The sequence below is a fragment of the Saccharothrix algeriensis genome (assembly GCF_016907655.1).
In the GTDB taxonomy this organism is placed as follows: domain Bacteria; phylum Actinomycetota; class Actinomycetes; order Mycobacteriales; family Pseudonocardiaceae; genus Actinosynnema; species Actinosynnema algeriense.
In genome coordinates, this window is sequence record NZ_JAFBCL010000001.1 from 5,514,983 (window position 1) to 5,533,157 (window position 18,175).

The 18,175-nt window shown below is 72.8% G+C and carries 11 protein-coding genes; 5 read left to right on the forward strand and 6 right to left on the reverse strand.

The genetic code is table 11. The annotated features are described in order from the left end of the window. Positions 1 to 67 precede the first annotated feature (67 nt). The 3 genes from JOE68_RS25295 to JOE68_RS25305 form a co-directional block, all read right to left on the reverse strand. Entirely contained in the window at positions 68 to 1,108 is a 1,041-nt protein-coding gene (locus tag JOE68_RS25295) for a family 2 encapsulin nanocompartment cargo protein polyprenyl transferase (protein WP_204844762.1), read from the reverse strand. Positions 1,109 to 1,210: 102 nt separating this feature from the next. Further along, positions 1,211 to 2,617: a family 2B encapsulin nanocompartment shell protein gene (locus tag JOE68_RS25300; protein WP_204844763.1), complete on the reverse strand. Its 1,407-nt coding sequence runs from the start codon at positions 2,615 to 2,617 to the stop codon at positions 1,211 to 1,213. Positions 2,618 to 2,647: 30 nt separating this feature from the next. Further along, positions 2,648 to 4,054 (reverse strand): family 2B encapsulin nanocompartment shell protein, encoded by a 1,407-nt coding sequence (locus JOE68_RS25305; RefSeq protein ID WP_204844765.1) that lies wholly within the window; start codon positions 4,052 to 4,054, stop codon positions 2,648 to 2,650. A gap of 738 nt (positions 4,055 to 4,792) precedes the next feature. Between JOE68_RS25305 and JOE68_RS25310 the strand changes: the two genes are divergently transcribed. Further along, entirely contained in the window at positions 4,793 to 5,596 is an 804-nt protein-coding gene (locus JOE68_RS25310; RefSeq protein WP_307819887.1) for a cyclase family protein, read from the forward strand. A 653-nt stretch (positions 5,597 to 6,249) separates the two neighbouring features. Here the strand turns inward: JOE68_RS25310 and JOE68_RS25315 are convergent. Then, positions 6,250 to 7,755, reverse strand: a complete 1,506-nt coding sequence (locus JOE68_RS25315) for a GGDEF domain-containing protein (protein ID WP_204844767.1) — start codon at positions 7,753 to 7,755, stop codon at positions 6,250 to 6,252. A gap of 59 nt (positions 7,756 to 7,814) precedes the next feature. On the opposite strand from JOE68_RS25315, the gene JOE68_RS32280 reads away from it, so the two are divergent. From JOE68_RS32280 to JOE68_RS25335, 4 genes are all read left to right on the forward strand, one after another. Then, positions 7,815 to 8,333, forward strand: a complete 519-nt coding sequence (locus JOE68_RS32280; RefSeq protein WP_204844769.1) for a MarR family winged helix-turn-helix transcriptional regulator — start codon at positions 7,815 to 7,817, stop codon at positions 8,331 to 8,333. 391 nt (positions 8,334 to 8,724) lie between these two features. Next, positions 8,725 to 9,357 (forward strand): DUF4360 domain-containing protein, encoded by a 633-nt coding sequence (locus JOE68_RS25325; protein ID WP_204844771.1) that lies wholly within the window; start codon positions 8,725 to 8,727, stop codon positions 9,355 to 9,357. A 78-nt stretch (positions 9,358 to 9,435) separates the two neighbouring features. Further along, on the forward strand, positions 9,436 to 10,071 hold the full coding sequence (locus JOE68_RS25330; protein ID WP_204844773.1) for a DUF4360 domain-containing protein: 636 nt from the start codon (positions 9,436 to 9,438) through the stop codon (positions 10,069 to 10,071). A gap of 356 nt (positions 10,072 to 10,427) precedes the next feature. Beyond that, positions 10,428 to 11,243 carry a hypothetical protein gene (locus JOE68_RS25335; protein ID WP_204844775.1) on the forward strand — a complete coding sequence of 272 codons (816 nt, stop codon included), beginning with the start codon at positions 10,428 to 10,430 and terminating at the stop codon, positions 11,241 to 11,243. A 458-nt stretch (positions 11,244 to 11,701) separates the two neighbouring features. Here JOE68_RS25335 and JOE68_RS25340 read toward each other — a convergent pair whose 3' ends face one another. Together JOE68_RS25340 and gltB are read right to left on the reverse strand one after the other, a co-directional pair. Next, positions 11,702 to 13,153, reverse strand: coding sequence for a glutamate synthase subunit beta (locus JOE68_RS25340; RefSeq protein ID WP_204844777.1), 1,452 nt, complete (start codon positions 13,151 to 13,153; stop codon positions 11,702 to 11,704). Further along, positions 13,146 to 17,633 (reverse strand): glutamate synthase large subunit, encoded by a 4,488-nt coding sequence (gltB, locus tag JOE68_RS25345; RefSeq protein ID WP_204844779.1) that lies wholly within the window; start codon positions 17,631 to 17,633, stop codon positions 13,146 to 13,148. Before gltB ends, JOE68_RS25340 begins: the two co-directional genes overlap by 8 nt. Positions 17,634 to 18,175: the final 542 nt, after the last annotated feature.

Here is an 18,175-nt window from a genome sequence, read left to right on the forward strand (position 1 = left end):
GACCGATGCGGATCGACCGGCGCGGTTCGACCGGCGCGGTTCGACCGGCGCGGGGCGAGCCGGGTCCTCAGCGGTCGCGGTGGATCGCGAGGCGGGCCAGGGCGGCCAGGTCCCGGTGCGCGGCCTCGTCGGGCGTGCCGGCCCGCAGGCTCCCCAGCGCCCGCTCCAGCAGCTCGTCGGCCCTCTCCCGGCCCCAGTCGCGCGCGCCGGCCGCCTCCACCAGCTCCGCCGCCCGCACCAGGTCGGGACCCGACAGCGGGCCGCCGGCGCGGTAGAGCGCGTGCAGCTCCCGCGCGGCGGGCGTGCCCGAGGTCAGGGCGGCCACCACGGGCAGCGACTTCTTGCGGTTGGCCAGGTCCGAGTGCGCCGGCTTGCCGGTCACCGCCGGGTCGCCCCAGATGCCCAGCTCGTCGTCGGCGAACTGGAACGCCAGGCCGGTGTCCTCGCCGAACAGCCGCAACCGCTCCACCTGCGCGTCGTCGCCGCCGCCGAACAGCGCGCCCAGCGCGCACGCCGCGCCGACCAGCCCGGCCGTCTTGTTCCGCGCCATCCGCACGCACTCGTCCAGCCGCACGTCCGCGCGGTCCTCGAACGACAGGTCCGCCGCCTGCCCGTCGTGCAGCCGCTGCGTCGCCTCGGCCAGCACCCGGATCGACCGCGCCGCCGCCGGGTGGCCGCTGCCGGCCAGCAGGTCCAGCGCCAGCGTCAGCAGCGCGTCGCCCGCCAGGATCGCCGCGTTCACGCCGAACACGGTCCACGCCGTCGGCCGGTGCCGCCGGGTGGTGTCGCCGTCCATCACGTCGTCGTGCAGCAGCGAGAAGTTGTGCACCAGCTCCACCGCCACGGCCGCCGGCAGCGCCGTCGCCGCCGAGCCGCCCACCGCCCGCGCCGCCAGCAGCACCAGTGCGGGCCGCAGCGCCTTGCCCGCCTCCGCACCCGACGGCCGGCCGTGCTCGTCCCACCACCCCAGGTGGTAGCCCGCGATCACGCGCATCGAGTCCGGCAGCCGGTCCACCGCCGCGCGCAGCGCCGGGCCGACGCCGGCGCGGCTGCGGCTGAGCACCTCGTGCGCGGACCGGTGCGCGGGGGTGGCGTCCAGGTCTGTCATCCGCTCCAACTTCCTCGCCTGTCGGGGGAGCGCCCGGCGAACCGCGCGCGGGGGTGCTCGGGCGGTCGGGCGCGCCCGACCGCCCGAGCACCGGGGCCGCCGCTAGTGGCGGGCGATCTCCACGTGCTCCAGCACGCCCAGCGCGTCGGGCACCAGGACCGCCACCGAGTAGTAGGCGCTGACGAGGTAGGAGATGATCGCCTTCTCGTCGATGCCCATGAACCGGACGTTCAGGCTGGGCTGGTACTCGTCGGGGATGCCGGTCTGGTGCAGGCCGATCACGCCGCTGTCCTGCTCGCCCACGCGCATCGCGAGGATCGACGTGGTGCCCTGGTCGCTGATCGGGACCTTGTCCGACGGCAGCAGCGGCACACCGCGCCAGGTGGTCACCTGCGTCCCGTCGACGTTCGCGGTGGCCGGGTACAGGCCCCGCTTGGACGCCTCGCGGCCGAACGCCGCGATCGCCTTCGGGTGGGCCAGCATGAACGCCGTCTTGCGCCGCCGGCTGAGCAGGTCGTCCAGGTCGTCCGGGGTGGGCGGCCCGGTGCGGGTGTGGATGCGCTGCTTGAGGTCGGCGTTGTGCAGCAGCCCGAACCCCCGGTTGTTGATCATCTCGTGCTCCTGCCGCTCGCGCAGGGCCTCGACGGTCAACCGCAGCTGCTGCTCGGTCTGGTTCATCGGGTGGTTGTAGAGGTCGGCGACGCGGCTGTGCACCCGCAGCACGGTCTGCGCCACGCTCAGCTCGTACTCGCGCGGGGCGAGCTCGTAGTCCACGAAGGTGGCCGGCAGGTCCGGCTCGCCCTCGTGGCCGGAGGCGATCTCGATGGCGGCCTCGCCGTGCTTGTTCTGCGGCTTGCCCCGGCCCCGCGCCACCTCCTCGATGTGCGCGCGCAGCGCCCCGGCCCGCCCGTCGAGCTCCTGCACCGAGCGCCACGGCAGCACCAGCGCGATCACCGGCGTGGCGGCCCTGGCGGTGTACTCCCACCGGGCCTCCCGGCCGGTGAGCGCGTCGGCGCCGAAGTGGTCGCCGTCGGCCAGCGTGTCCAGCAGGGTCTGGTCGCCGTACTCGCCGCGGCCGACCCGGTTGACCTTGCCGTGCGCGACGAGGAAGACCTCCTCGGCCGGGCGGCCCTGCTCGACCAGCGCCTCGCCCGGCGCGAACTCCCGCTGCACGAACCGGTCGGCCAGCGCCGCCAGCACCTCGTCGTCGGGGAAGTCGCGCAGCACGGGCAGCTCCCGCAGCTCCTGCGGGATGACCCGGACGTCCGCGCCGGTGCTGGTGAACGTCACCCGGCCGTCGCCCACCGCGTAGGTGAGCCGGCGGTTGACCCGGTAGGTGCCCGCCCGGGTCTGCACCCAGGGCAGCTTGCGCAGCAGCCAGCGGGGGGTGATGGCCTGCATCTGCGGGGCGGACTTGGTCGTGGTCGCCAGGTTCCGCGCGCCCGCTGTGCCCAGGCTCCGCCGCTGCTCGGCCTCTTCGGGGTGGAGGCCGGGGTCTGTCACGGTCACGTCAGGTTCCCTATCTCGTGTCGTGGTCGACTAGTCCTCGCGGCCGATCTCCACGTGTTCGAGCACGCCGAGCGCGTCGGGGACCAGGATCGCGGCGGAGTAGTAGGCGCTGACGAGGTAGGAGATGATCGCCTTCTCGTCGATGCCCATGAACCGCACGTTCAGGCCCGGCTGGTACTCGTCGGGCAGGCCGGTCTGGTGCAGGCCGATGACGCCCTGGTTCTGCTCGCCGGCGCGCAGCAGCATGATGGAGCTGGTGCGGGTCTTGCTGATCCCGATCTTGCCGCAGGGCAGGATCGGCACGCCCCGCCACGCGGGCACCTGGTGGCCGCCCAGGTCCACGCTGCCCGGGTAGATGCCGCGCTTGGTGAACTCCCGGCCGATCGCGGCGATGACCCTGGGGTGGGCCAGGAACGCCGTCGGCTGCTTCCACACCACGGCCAGCAGCTCGTCCAGGTCGTCCGGGGTGGGCGGGCCGGTGCGGGTGTGGATGCGGTGCTTGAGGTCGGCGTTGTGCAGCAGCCCGAACTGGCGGTTGTTGACGATCTCGTGCTCCTGCCGCTCCCGCAGCGCCTCGATGGTCAGCCGCAGCTGCTGCTCGACCTGGTCCATCGGGTGGTTGTAGAGGTCGGCGACGCGGCTGTGCACCCGCAGCACGGTCTGCGCGACGCTGAGCTCCAGCTCGCGCGGGGCCAGTTCGTAGTCCACGAAGGTGGCCGGCAGGTCCGGCTCGCCCTCGTGGCCGGACGCGATGTCGATCTCCGCCTCGCCGTGCGCGTTCTGCCGCTGCGCGCCGGGGGCCGACCGGCGCTGGATGTGCGCGCGCAGCCCGCCCGCGTCGCCGTTGAGCGCCTCGAAGTCCGGCCAGCTCAGGGCCAGCGTGATGACCGGGGTGACGGCCTTGACGGTGAAGTCCCACGGCTCCTGCGGCCCGGCCAGCACCTGGTCGCCGAAGTAGTCGCCGTTGGCCAGCACGCCCAGCACGGTCTGGTCGCCGTACTCGCCCTGGCCGATCTTGTTGACCTTGCCGTGCGCGATCAGGAAGACCTGGTCCTGGGGGCGCCCGGCCTCCACGACCACCTCGCCGGGGGCGAACTCGCGCTGCCGGAACCGGTCGGCCAGCGCCGCCAGCGCCGCCACGTCCTCGAAGCCGCGCAGCAGCGGCAGCTCGGTCAGCTCCTGCGGGATCACCCGCACGTCCGCGCCGGTGTTGGTGAAGGTCAACCGGCCGTCGCCGACCGCGTAGGTGAGCCTGCGGTTGACCCGGTAGGCGCCGCCGGACGCCTGCACCCAGGGCAGCACCTTGAGCAGCCACCGCGAGCTGATGCCCTGCATCTGCGGGACGGACTTGGTGGTCGTGGCCAGGTTCCGGGCCGCCGCTGTGCCGAGGCTCAGCCGGGGCCGTTCGGTGTCCACGTCCGGATCGGTCACAGTCACCAGCACACCGCCAATCGGATTCGTTCATTGGGCCGGATTGACGGTAGTGAGCCCGAATGCGCGGGGGGAAGCGGCCAACACGGCGACGCCCCATAGAGCTATGCGCTGCCGCTTCGTGCACGCGCTGTGCAGGTCGTCGCCGGCGCAAGCAATTACGGGTGATTTTAGGGGGCATTGGCGGAAGGATTCGCCCTGGCCTGGAATGTGTAACTCTTTCGACCCAGCAAAATTCACCCGAAAAGATAGTTGACGTGAGGTGGAATGGTCGGGGGAGTGCTGTTCCCGCAGAAATGCGGCGCAAAGATCAGCCGTTGGCGGGTACGTCCGGCGCACGAGCGCGGCGGGATCCGGCTCCGAGTGATCGTTTCGGTGGCGGTCGGGGGCCCTCGGCCGGTGCGGAGGGTGCGCGGGTTGCTCCGTCCGATCACGCAGCGGTAGGCCGGGTGGTGATCGCGGTCGGAACCCGGCGCTGGTGGACAATCGCTTGCGCCCGCGCCGAGGGGTGTGCGCCGGGGGATGGGGGGGCCGAGTCCGGGCCGATGAGGTGGAGGGGCGGGTGGTCGCTCGACGCTCCGGGCGGGCCGTCGTTCCGCCGCGCCTCGGCCGGGTGGCGGGGCGTTGGGCGGCGTGGGAGGTGGCGCGGGTGGGGGCGTGGGTGATCAGGGGTGCTCTTCCCTGATCACCGAGCAGTTAAGGTTGCCCGGATCGGGTGACAGCTGAGCGGAGGAGTGGTCGACGGTGCGCAGACGGTCGATGCTCGCGGGCGTGGTCTCGACGGTGGGCGGCATGGCGGTGGCGGGCGCGGGGACGGCGGAGGCGAAGCCGTTGGGGTTGAAGGACTACCGGCTCGTGAACCTGGCGCACGTGAACGACCCGGACCGGACCAGCGTCTACCCCGGCGACCCGGCGTTCACGATGAGCACGGTGACCACCGTGCCCGAGGACGGCTTCTACCTCCAGTACGTGCAGCAGGGCGAGCACACCGGCACCCACTGGGGCGCGCCCTCGCACTTCAACGAGGGTGAGCCGCACGCCGACGAACTCGACGTCGAGGACCTGTTCCTGCCCGCGGTGAAGATCGACGTGCGGGAGCGGGCGCGGCGCGACGCCGACTACGCCGTCAGCGTCGCGGACCTCCAGCGCTGGGAGCGCGAGCACGGCCGCATCCCGAAGGAGGCGGCGATCGTGCTGTGGACCGGTTGGGAGGACCGCTGGGGCACCCCGCGGTTCTACAACCAGGACCGGTCCGGGCAGATGCACCAGCCGGGCTTCTCGCTGGCGGCGGCGCAGTGGCTGGTCGACACCGGGCGGCTCGGGCGGCGCGGCGCGCTGGGCACCGACACGTTCAGCGTGGAGCCGGCGGTGGACACGGCGTACTCGGTGTCCAAGCTGCTCTACCGGGAGCACCGGATCAGCCTGGAGGTGCTGGCGAACCTGGCGGAACTGCCGGAGACCGGCGCGCACGTCCTGGTCGGCGGCACGGTGAACCGACGCGGCTCCGGCTCGCCGGCCAGCATCTACGCCTTCGTGCCGAAGAGGTGAGGGGCGCGCTTCCCCTCTCCCTCTCGATGGCGCACCTTTAGCACTTTCACGTGGAAGTGGCGCACCTGGCGCGCTTTGCACGCAGAGGTGGCCTACCTGGCGCGCCTTTCACGCAGCCGTGCTGCACCTCGTGCACATACCGGTTGCTTCGTGTTCTCCTCCCCGTACGGCCTGGGCGCAGCCCGATCGCATTTGTCGGGGGGTGTCAAGCACGCTCTTCGCTTGACACCCCCCGACAAATGCGATTGCCTTCGGCAGGCCGTGCGGGGAGGAGAACACGACCGCTCTTGCTTTCCTCCTCCTTGGGGGCCTCTCGGCCGCTCTTCATACTTGGGTCGCGCACCGACCCAGGTAATAATTGGTGCCGTAGAGCCCGAAGCTGAAAAGATGAAAGAGTCCTCGCCGGACAGGCAGGCCGCCAAGGAGAATGAAAAGAAAGAGCGGTCGTGTTCCCCCCGCATGACCTGTCAAAGACGACCATGCTTTTCCTGGGGGTGCAAGCGAAAAGCGTGCTTGCACCCCCAGGAAAAGCATGGTAGCCCTCCGGGCAGGCCATACGGGGAGAACACGAAGGCACCGGACTGCACGGGGCGTGCCGAAAACCCGAAAGCGTGGTAAAGGGCTGTTGCGGGGTGTGGCGCTGCCGATGGGGGTCAGGGGTGGATGACCAGGCCCCGGCCGCCGTCGCGCTTCGCTTCGTACATGGCCTTGTCGGCGCGTCGCAGCACGGAACCGGCGGTGTCCTCCGGGTCGGCGTCGGCGCAGACGACCACGCCGACGCTGGCGCTGATCTCCTCGCCCAGGGTGTCGAGGATGCGGAAGGCGACCTTCTCCGGCTCGTCGACCCCCTTCACCAGGATCCCGAACTCGTCGCCGCCCAGTCGGGCTACCACGTCGGAGTCGCGGACGCAGGTGCGCAGGCGTTGGGCGACTTGTTCGAGGACCGCGTCGCCGTGGGCGTGGCCGGAGACGTCGTTGATCGCCTTGAAGTCGTCCAGGTCGACGAACAGCAGGCCGAACGGCGTGCCGTCGCGGTGCGCCGCCAGGGCCAGGTCGAGCCTGTGCTCGAACAGCGCGCGGTTCGCCAAGCCGGTGAGGGAGTCGTGGTGCGCCTGGTGCTCCAAGGTCCGCTCGGACTCCCGCAACAGCGACGCCAGCCTGGTGTTGTCCACAATGGTCGCCAGTTGGCGGAGGATCACCGCCACGAAGACCGTGAAGCCGCAGCCGATCTCCACCGCGTCCAACGGCGCCAGGTCGCCGGTCGCGGTTCGGCGCAGCACCAGCACGGCGCACACCAGCAGCGGCACGTAGGGCATCAGCAGGTGAGCCCACTGCCGCGAGCGGGCCGTGCGGCGCGGCGCGGTGTGCGGTGTGGACGGGACGAGGGCGGCCAGGGCGATCAGCACCGGGCCGATGACGAAGCCCGCGTTGGCCAGCGGCGGGACCTCCGGGGCCTGGACGCTCACCAGGTAGGCGAACGCGCTGTCCGAGATCGCCAGCCCGACCAGGCCGAGCCCGAGCAGGCACAGCTGGGGCCGCAGCACGACCTTCCGGTCCGCCGCGAGCACCACCACGATCACCACGAGCACCAGGTCGGTCAGCGGGTAGGCGATGGCGACCAGGAACGCGGCGGTGCTCGGGTTGCCGCTCTCCACCAGGCCGCCCAGCGACGTCGTCCAGGTCAGCAGGAACAGCGACCCGACCACGATCAGCCCGTCCAGCAGCAGCACCAGCCGCGCGCCGCGCGACCGGTGGTCCAGCAGCGCGTCCGGGGTCTCCGAGCGGCGGTGGCTGCCGATCACCAGCAGCGCCGCGAACGCGAAGGGCACGATGCTCAGGTAGCCGGCGTCGGCCGGCGACGGCGAGGGCACCGCGCGCCGCTCCACCAGCTGGTACCACGTCCACAGGCTCTGCCCGGTGGACCAGCCGAGCATCCCCGCGCCGGTCAGCACCCGCCACACCCGGTCCGGGCCGTGCGCCCGCCGGGCCGTCCACCAGCAGGAAGCGGTCGCGAACAGACCGGTGGCGAGCTGGGCCAGGTCGTCCAGCGCCACCGCGGCCCAGCCGGTGACGACGTCGAAACCGGCCGCGACGGAGGCGGCGACGGCCAGGGCGAGCGAGACCGCCGCCGTGATGCCGAATCGCCTCGTCCCGCGCACGTCGGTAAGTGTGCCCGATTCGCGTTCCCTCGACCCGCCGGCCCTGCGAGGATGCGCAGGTGGCAGAGCAGGAGGTTCCCGTCGCGGAGGACGTGGTGACGGAGCAGGACTACGAGCGGTTCGCGCGGCACCGGATCGCGGAGTCCGGTGGTGACGCGGAGGCGTTCGGCCTCTCCTACAACGTGCTCCACCTCGCGTACATGATGATCACCGACTACGAGGCGCTGGTGCACCGCGAGCAGGGGTGGACCATGCCCGGGTTCCGGCTGATGTTCAAGCTGTGGACCCTGGGTCCGACCCAGCCCGCGCGGCTGGCCGACCTGTCGGGCACGACCAGGTCGGCGATGTCGAACCTGATCAACACCCTGGAGCGGGCCGGGCTGGTCGAGCGGACCCGCGACGACCAGGACCGGCGGGTGGTGTTCGTGGCGCTGACCGAGCAGGGCCGGGCGTCCGTGTCGCGGGTGTTCCCCCGCCAGAACGCCCGCGAGTCGCGCTGGTTCGAGGTGCTCGACCCGGCCGAGCGGGCGCAGATGGTGGAGCTGATCCGGCGGGTGGTGGCGGCCCGCCCCGAGTGAGCGGCCGGGCCCGGGCCACCCCTGATCGAGCGCCCTGATCGGATCGTCCTGGTCGGATCACCCCGATCGAGCTGCCCCGGTTGGATCACCGCAATGGGATCACCGCGATGGGATCACCTTGATCGGTTCGCCCCGGCCGGGTCGGCCCCGGGCGGGTGACCCGGCTCGTCGCGGGCGGGTCCGAATTGGAGGGACAGTATTCCGGAAAAACTGTTGTTGTAGCGCCGAGCACTTTTCTGTGATGTGGTCATCCCACCTTGACGGGAAATTCTGCCACACCGCATTGAATGTTCGGGAAGGGCTCGCCACCCGGTTGGCGGAACGGGCCCGAAGTATTCTGCGCTACATTTCCAGCGCGCCGCCGCGTCACCACGCAGCAGAAAGGTCTCCCATGCTGACCACATTGGCAGCGGCCACCCTCGCCCTGACCGCGTTGCTACCGGGCGGCGCCGCGGCGGACCGGGCGGCGCCGGACCTGACCGCACCGGACTACGTGCGCGTCGACGTGCTCACGGTCAACGGCTCCGGCTGCCCCGCGGGCACCGCCGCGGTCGCGCCGTCCGAGGACCGCACCACCTTCACCGTGACCTACAGCCAATTCCTCGCGCAGGCGGGCGGCGGCGCCGAGCCCACGGACTTCCGGAAGAACTGCCAGCTCACCCTCCAGCTGAGCTACCCGCAGGGCTTCACGTTCGGCATCACCCAGGCCGACTACCGGGGCTTCGCCCACCTCCAGGCCGGCGCCAGCGGCCTGGAGCAGGGCAACTACTACTTCTCCGGCATGTCGCCCACCGCGCGCAAGGCCCACACCTTCAACGGGCCGCTGAACGACAACTGGCAGGCGACCGACACCACGCAGTGGGACGCGATCGTCTACGCCCCGTGCGGTGAGCGGCGGCTGTTCAACGTGAACACCGAACTGCGCGTCTCGGCCGGCAGCTCACGCGGCACCAGCTTCATGGTGATGGACTCCACCGACAGCAACGTGAGCACCCGCTACCACTTCTCGTGGAAGCGCTGCTAGCCATTTTCTGACGGCCGCCGCCGCGTGTTCGGCTCATTTTTGCCGCCGCCGCGCAGGAACCAGTCGGAAGGTGCACTCATGCTCAACTTCGTGGCCGCGGCCGCTCTGGCGACGTCGGTGATCATATTTCCCCCGGGCGGCGCGCCGGGCACGACGCCGCCGCCCGACCACCTCACCATCGACGTGGTGACGGTGAACGGGTCGGGTTGTCCGGCGGGCACCGCCGCGGTGGCGGTCTCGCCGGACAACAAGGCGTTCACCGTCACGTACAGCGATTTCCTCGCCCAGGTCGGGGTGGGCGCCTCGCCCACCGACTTCCGGAAGAACTGCCAGCTCAACCTGAGAGTCAACGTGCCGCAGGGCTTCACCTACGGCATCGCCCAGGCCGACTACCGCGGCTTCGCCCACCTGGAGCGGGGCGCGTCCGGCGTGGAACGGGCGAACTACTACTTCCAGGGGATGTCGCCCACGGCCTACAAGTCCCACACCTACAACGGGCCGCTGACCGACGACTGGCAGGCGACCGACACCACGGAGCTCATCGCGATCGTGTACCACCCGTGCGGTGAGCGCCGGAACTTCAACATCAACACCGAGCTGCGGGTGAACGCCGGCACGTCCGACACCGGCAAGACGACGAGCTTCATGTCGATGGACTCGACGGACGGCAGCCTCGACACGACCTACCACTTCGCCTGGAAGCTCTGCAAGTAGCCGGGCGGACCGGGCAGGCGCGCGGCTGCCCGGTCCGCTCTCCCGCGCCCGCTCTCCCCCGTCCGGGTGGTCTTCCGGCGTGTGGTCCGGCCGTCGCGATCACCGGGCAGCACGCTGGTGGTCCACCGGTGCGGACGCGGGGCGGGGGTGCGATGGGAACTGCGCGGGACGAGCCCGGCCGACCCCGTCGGGCCGCGCCCCCGGGGCCGCACCGCGCCACGCCGCCGGGCGCGCGAGGGGCGGCGGACCCCGGGCCGCGGCGGGCCGCGCGCGCACCCTGGTGGGACCGGTGGGAGCCCCCGTGGGAGCCCTGGTGGGAACCCCGGCGGGAGCCCCGGCGGGAACCTGGGTGGGACGTGCCTCCGGACCCGCGGCGCGACGGGCGCTCCGAGCCCCGCCGGGACGGCGGCCGGGCGCCTGCCCGCCGCCCCGGCCCGCCGGCCCGGCCGCGCCGCCGGTTCCCGACGCCGGGCCGGGCGGCGCTGAGCCTGTTCATCGCCCTGGTCGTGGCCGTGACGGCGTCGGTGGCGCACCCGGTGATGACGCCGTTGACGACCGGTGGCCTGGCCGTCGCGCTGGGGTGCGCGCCGTTGCTCGTGGACCTGCCGCGGGAGCTGCGGGCGGCGCGGGCAGGTGGCGCGGGGCTCGTCCCGGCGGTGCTGGCGACGGCGGCGCTGCTGGGTGTCGGCGGCTGCCTGGCCTACGGGACCACGGTCGCCGTCGACCGGGTCACGGCGCAGGAGGCCGTGCTCGGCGAGCGGCTCGTCGCGCCCGCGGCGGGCGGGGTGGGGCCGCTGGTGGCGACGGTGGAGCGGGTGTCGGTGACGGAGCACTTCACCAAGGTCACGCTCTCGGCGGTGAACCGGAGCGCGCTGGCCGCGAAGGTCGGCGTCGTGGACTCCTGCCGGCTGGTCGGCGAGGACGGCGCGGAGCTGCGGCTGGACGGGTTGTTCGAGGCGGCGCGCGAGCGGTTCTTCCTGGAGGTGCCCGGCGGCGGCGCGGTGGTGCGGGTGACGGTGGCGTTCCCCGGCGCCCTGGCCCGCGGTGAGACGGCCGCGGCGCTGGGCTGCGGCTCGGTGTCGTGGAGCGGCTCCGACCCGGTGTGGCGCACCGGTGACGTGGTCGGGCGCGCGTTGAGGGTCCCGGACATCAGGTTGGCGGCTGTGCGCTGACAGGCGCTCACCGGCTGTCGTGCCGGTGGTGGCCAGCGGGCAGCGGCGCCGGTGAAGGCGCGCCGACCGACTTCCGCCGAGAACCGCAGCCGGTTCGGGTCGGGACCGGGCGGGGCGCCTTCGCGGCTCGGGCGGGCGCCCTCGTGGCCCGCTGTGGTGTGGGCCTCGTGGCCCGATGTGGGGTGGTCGCCTGGCTCCGCTGTGGGGTGGGCCGCGTGGCCCGGTGCGGAAGTGGGCCGCGTGGCCCGGTGCGGAAGTGGGCCGCGTGGCCCGGTGCGGAAGTGGGCCGCGTGGCCCGGTGCGGGGCGGCCCCCGGCGGGCGGACCCCGTTGTCCGTCCGCCGGGAGCCGGTCTTCGGGCGCGGCGCGGCGGGGGAGCGGGGTGCACCCCGCCCTCGCGCCGGCTCTCGTGGGTCCCCCGCGGCGGGCGGGCTGCGCCGGCCGCCCGCCGCGGGGTGGTCAGGCGATCGGCCGGTCGGTCGGCTCGATCGGCCGGGGCAGCACGTCGCGCCCGGTCAGGTAGGCGTCCACGCCGGCCGCCGCCGAGCGGCCCTCCGCGATCGCCCACACGATCAGCGACTGGCCGCGGCCCATGTCGCCGGCCACGAACACGCCGTCGACCGAGGTCGCGAACGAGCGGTCGCGGGCCACGTTGCCGCGCGCGTCCAGCTCGACCCCCGACCGCTCGACCAGCCCGGCCCGCTCCGGGCCGACGAAGCCCAGGGCGAGCGTGACCAGCTGGGCCGGGATCTCCCGCTCGGAGCCCGGCACCGGCTCGAACCGGCCGCCCGCCGCCGCCACCTCGACCAGCTTCAGCGCGCGCACCGCGCCGTCCGCGTCGCCCAGGAACTCCACGGTGGACACCGCGTACAGCCGCTCGCCGCCCTCCTCGTGCGCCGAGGCGACCCGGAACAGCGCCGGGTAGGTGGGCCACGGGTGGGTTTCGGCGCGCCGCTCGGGCGGCCGGGCCATGATCTCCAGCTGGGTCACCGACAGCGCGCCCTGGCGGTGGGCGGTGCCGACGCAGTCCGCGCCCGTGTCACCGCCGCCGATCACCACGACGTGCTTGCCCGCCGCGCTGATCGGCGGTTCGGCCAGTTCGCCGCGCGCCACCCGGTTCGCCCACGGCAGGTACTCCATCGCCTGGTGCACGCCGGCCAGCTCGCGGCCCGGCACCGGCAGGTCCCGCCACGCCGCCGCGCCGCCGGCCAGCACCACGGCGTCGTAGGACGCCCGCAGCTCGTCGAGCGACACGTCCACGCCGACGTGCACGCCGGTGCGGAACCCGGTGCCCTCGGCCCGCATCTGCTCCAGCCGGCGGTCCAGCCGCCACTTCTCCATCTTGAACTCGGGGATGCCGTAGCGCAGCAGCCCGCCGATGGCGTCGGCCCGCTCCAGCACCACCACGTCGTGCCCGGCCCGGGTCAGCTGCTGCGCCGCGGCCAGCCCCGCCGGCCCCGAGCCCACCACGGCGACGCGCTTGCCGGTGCGCGTCCGGGGCTGCTGGGGCGTGATCCACCCCTCGTCCCAGGCGCGGTCGACGATGGAGATCTCGACCTGCTTGATGCTGACGGGGTCGCCGTTGATCCCCACCACGCAGGCCGCCTCGCACGGCGCGGGGCACAGCGTCCCGGTGAACTCCGGGAAGTTGTTGGTGGCGTGCAGGCGTTCGGCGGCGGCGCGCCAGTCCTGCCGCCACACCAGGTCGTTCCACTCCGGGATCAGGTTGCCCAGCGGGCAGCCCTGGTGGCAGAACGGGATGCCGCAGTCCATGCAGCGCCCGGCCTGCTCCTCCAGCCGGGGCCGCTCGAACTCCTCGTACACCTCGCGCCAGTCCCGCAGCCGCAGGAAGACCGGCCGGCGACGGGGGGTCTCCCGGTCCGTGGTCAGAAATCCGCGTGGGTCAGCCATGTGCGGCCTCCATGATCGCCTCGTCGACGTCGCGGCCCTCCTGCTCGGCCCGCGCCTGTGCCGCCAGCACCCGCTTGTAGTCCTTGGGCATGACCTTGGTGAACCGGTCGACCGCGAGGTCCCAGTCCGCCAGCAGCCCGTGCGCCACCGCGGAACCCGTTTCCGCGTAGTGCTTCTCCACCGCGGAGCGGAGGAACTCCCGGTCCGCCCCGGTGAGCGGGTCGAGGTCGACCATCTCCGGGTTGACCCGCTGCGCCGCCGCGTCGAGCAGGTAGGCGACGCCGCCGGACATGCCCGCCGCGAAGTTGCGCCCGGTGGGCCCGAGCACGACCACCCGGCCGCCGGTCATGTACTCGCAGCCGTGGTCGCCGACGCCCTCCACGACGGCCAGCGCGCCCGAGTTGCGCACGCAGAACCGCTCGCCGACCCGGCCGCGCAGGAACAGCTCACCGCCGGTGGCGCCGTAGCCGATGACGTTGCCCGCGATGACGTGCTGCTCGGCGGCGAACCGCGCGCCGGGCGCGGGGCGGACGGTGATCCGGCCGCCGGACAGGCCCTTGCCCACGTAGTCGTTGGCGTCGCCGACCAGCCGCAGCGTGATGCCGCGCGGCAGGAACGCGCCGAACGACTGCCCCGCGGTGCCGGTGAAGGTGATGTCGATGGTGTCGTCGGGCAGCCCCGCCCCGCCCCAGCGCTTGGTCACCGCGGAGCCGAGCATGGTCCCGACCGTGCGGTTGACGTTGCGCACGGGCAGTTCCAGCCGCACCCGGTCGCCGGAGGCGATCGCGCCCTCGGCGAGCTGGATCAGCGTGTTGTCCAACGCCTTGGCCAGCCCGTGGTCCTGCGCCACCGAGTGGCGCCGCGACGCGCCCTCGGGCAGCTCCGGCACGTGGAAGATCGGCGACAGGTCCAGCCCGGCGGCCTTCCAGTGGTCCACCGCGGCCCGCGTGTCCAGCAGCTCGGCGTGGCCCACCGCCTCGGCCAGCGTGCGGAAGCCCAGGCGCGCCAGCAGTTCCCGCACCTCCTGCGCCACGAACTCGAAGAAGTTCACGACGTGCTCGGCCTTGCCCGCGAACTTCGCGCGCAGCACCGGGTTCTGCGTCGCCACGCCGACCGGGCAGGTGTCCAGGTGGCACACCCGCATCATCACGCAGCCGGACACGACCAGGGGAGCGGTGGCGAAGCCGAACTCCTCCGCGCCCAGCAGCGCCGCGATCACCACGTCCCGGCCGGTCTTGAGCTGGCCGTCGGTCTGCACCACGATCCGGTCGCGCAACCGGTTGGCCAGCAGCGTCTGCTGCGTCTCGGCCAGCCCCAGCTCCCACGGGCCGCCCGCGTGCTTGATGGACGACAGCGGGGACGCGCCGGTGCCGCCGTCGTGGCCGGAGATCAGCACCACGTCCGCGTGCGCCTTGGACACCCCGGCCGCGACCGTGCCGACGCCGACCTCCGAGACCAGCTTGACGTGGACGCGGGCCGCCGGGTTGGCGTTCTTCAGGTCGTGGACGAGCTGCGCCAGGTCCTCGATGGAGTAGATGTCGTGGTGCGGCGGCGGGGAGATCAGCCCCACCCCGGGCGTGGAGTGCCGCGTCCGCGCGATCCACGGGTACACCTTCGCGCCGGGCAGCTGGCCGCCCTCGCCGGGCTTCGCGCCCTGCGCCATCTTGATCTGGATGTCGTCGGCGTTGACCAGGTACTCGCTGGTGACGCCGAACCGGCCGGAGGCCACCTGCTTGATCGCCGACCGGCGCAGGTCGCCGTCGGCGTCGCGGACGAACCGCTCCGCGTCCTCGCCGCCCTCGCCGGTGTTGGACTTCGCGCCCAGCCGGTTCATCGCGATCGCCAGGACCTCGTGCATCTCCCGCGAGATCGAGCCGTAGGAGATGGCCCCGGTGGCGAACCGCTTCACGATCTCCGAGACCGGCTCGACCTCCTCGATCGGGACCGGGGTGGTGTCCTTGAACTCGAACAGCCCGCGCAGCGTCATCAGCCGCCGCGACTGGTCGTCCACGGCGGAGGTGTACTCCTTGAACACGTCGTAGCGCCCGGACCGCGTGGAGTGCTGGAGCTTGAACACCGTCTGCGGGTTGAACAGGTGCGCCTCGCCCTCGCGGCGCCACTGGTAGTCGCCGCCGACGGCCAGCTCGCGGTGGTGGGCCCGCACGCCGTCGGCCGGGAACGCGACCCGGTGCCGGCGCGCGACCTCCTCGGCGATGACGTCGAACCCGATGCCGCCCAGCCGCGAGGTCGTCCCGGTGAAGCAGGAGTCGACCACCTCCGCGCCCAGCCCGAGGGCCTCGAAGATCTGCGCGCCGGTGTAGGAGGCGACGGTCGAGACGCCCATCTTGGACATCGTCTTGCGGACGCCCTTGCCCAGCGCCTTGATGAGGTTGCGGGTCGCGGTCCCGGCGTCCAGGTCGGGCAGCTCCTCCACCGACGCCATCGCCAGGTACGGGTTGACCGCCTTCGCGCCGTAGCCGATGAGCAGTGCGACGTGGTGCACCTCGCGCGCGTCGCCCGCCTCCACCACCAGGTCGACCTGGGTGCGCGTCTTCTCCCGCACCAGGTGGTGGTGCACCGCGCCGGTCAGCAGCAGCGACGGGATGGGCGCGCGCGCGGCGTCCACGCCGCGGTCGGACAGCACGATCAGCCGCGCGCCGTCGCGGATGGCCGCCGACACCTCGACCTTGATCTCGGCCAGCCGCCCGACCAGCGCCGCGCCGCCGCCGTGCACGTCGTAGGTGCCGTGCACGGTGTAGGTGCGGAACTCGGGCAGCGACCCGTCGTCGTCGACGTGCACGAGCTTGGCCAGCTCGTCGTTGTCCAGCACCGGGAACGGCAGCAGGATGCGCCGGCAGGAGGAGCCGTCGACGTCGAGCAGGTTGGGCTCCGCGCCGAGCGTGGCGTGCAGGCTGGTGACCAGCTCCTCGCGGATCGCGTCCAGCGGCGGGTTGGTCACCTGCGCGAACAGCTGGGAGAAGTAGTCGAACAGCTGCCGGGGGCGGTCGGACAGCGGCGCGAACGGCGCGTCGTTGCCCATCGAGCCGATCGGCTCCGCCCCGGTGCGCGCCATCGGCCGCAGCAGCAGCGACAGCTCCTCCTCGGTGTAGCCGAAGACCTGCTGGCGGCGCACGAGGGACGCGTGCGTCGGCACCTCGCGCTCCCGCGCGGGCAGGTCGGCCAGGTGCAGGACGCCCTCGGCGACCCACTCCTGGTAGGGGTGGGCGGCGGCCAGCTCGCCCTTGATCTCCTCGTCGTCGACGATGCGGCCCTGCGCGGTGTCCACCAGGAACATCCGGCCGGGCTCCAGCCTGCCCTTGCGCACGATCGACGCCGGGTCCAGGTCGAGCACGCCCGCCTCGGAGCCCAGCACGACCAGGCCGTCCTCGGTCACCCAGTACCGGGCCGGGCGCAGGCCGTTGCGGTCGAGCACCGCGCCGATCAGCGTGCCGTCGGTGAACGACACCAGCGCCGGGCCGTCCCAGGGCTCCATGAGGGTGGAGTGGTACTCGTAGAACGCGCGCCGCTGCGGGTCCATCTCGGTGTGGTTCTCCCACGCCTCCGGGATCATCATCAGCACGGCGTGCGGCAGCGACCGGCCGCTCAGGTGCAGCAGCTCCAGCACCTCGTCGAAGGTGGCCGAGTCGCTCGCGCCGCGCGTGATGACCGGGAAGACCCGCTCCAGGTCGCCCGGGATCAGGTCGGTGGCCAGCACCGACTCGCGGGCGTCCATCCAGTTCCGGTTGCCGCGCAGGGTGTTGATCTCGCCGTTGTGCGCGACGTACCGGTAGGGGTGGGCCAGCGGCCAGGAGGGGAAGGTGTTGGTGGAGAACCGGGAGTGCACCAGGCCGATGGAGCTGGTGACCCGCTCGTCGGCGAGGTCCGGGAAGAACTTCCCGACCTGCGGCTCGGTCAGCATCCCCTTGTAGACGATGGTCCGGCCGGACAGGCTCGGGAAGTACACGTCGGTCGCGTGCTCGGCGCGCTTGCGCACCACGAACGCCAGGCGCTCCAGCTCCAGGCCCTCCTCGCCGCCCAGGAACAGCTGGCTGAACGCGGGCATGGTGGTCAGCGCGGTGGGGCCGACGTGCCGGCTGTCCACCGGCAGGTCGCGCCACCCCAGCACGGTGGCGCCCTCCTCCTCGGCGATGCGCTCGATCTCGGCCCTGACCCCGGCGTCGTCGTGCGGGAGGAACGCCGTGCCGACGGCGTAGCAGCCCGGTTCGGGCAGCGCGAAGTCGACGACCTCGCGGAAGAAGGCGTCGGGCACCTGGATGAGGATCCCCGCGCCGTCGCCGGTCTCCGGTTCCGCGCCCCGCGCGCCCCGGTGCTCCAGGTTGCGCAACGCGGTCAGCGCTTGCGCGACGATCGCGTGGTTGCGCCGACCGGCCAGGTCGGCGACGAACGCGACACCGCAGGCGTCGTGCTCGAACTGGGGGTCGTAGAGGCCGTGCGGCCGGTGATGGTGGTGGTGGGTCACGACGGGCCCTCCCGTGGCATCGCCTGAAGAGGCGTTTTCTGGGCAAACGGAGGTGGCCGACGCCCGCGCGCGACGTTGACGCGGGGGCATTCGGCCTGAGGACTGCTGGCTGTGGCCTCACGCCGGGAGGCGACGGCGTGGGGACCGCACTCCGTTGTGCGGGAAACTGCACTTCCTTGTGCGCGTGGCCGCGCGGCCGGGTTGGGGCCGCTTGATCACGCGGGGCGGTGCACCGGGATTGCCGGGGTCTCGTGACGATAATGTGAATTCGCGGTTATGGCTCTAGTCCGACAGGGCGTCGTGGGGAATCCCACCCGCGGTTGACATCCATCCGGCCAACGGGTTACGGCCGGATGGCCCAGCGGGCGGTGCTTCCGGCACGGAGCGTAGCCGTCGGGAGCGGACTTGGGAATACCGCTCGGCGGGCGCCGCCCGCCCGGCCGGAGGGCGCCGGGCTCGGCCGGGCCGGGGCGCACGGGCACGGGCTCCGGTCGCGCGGGTGCCGGCGCGGGTGCGCGGGGCGTGACCGCATCGGTGCGGGC

Coding starts and splice junctions, on each gene's coding strand:
- JOE68_RS25295 (WP_204844762.1), bottom strand. CDS start 1,108: ATGACAGACCTGGACGCCACCCCCGCGCACCGGTCCGCGCACGAGGTG.
- JOE68_RS25325 (WP_204844771.1), top strand. CDS start 8,725: ATGCTGACCACATTGGCAGCGGCCACCCTCGCCCTGACCGCGTTGCTA.
- JOE68_RS25330 (WP_204844773.1), top strand. CDS start 9,436: ATGCTCAACTTCGTGGCCGCGGCCGCTCTGGCGACGTCGGTGATCATA.
- JOE68_RS25340 (WP_204844777.1), bottom strand. CDS start 13,153: ATGGCTGACCCACGCGGATTTCTGACCACGGACCGGGAGACCCCCCGT.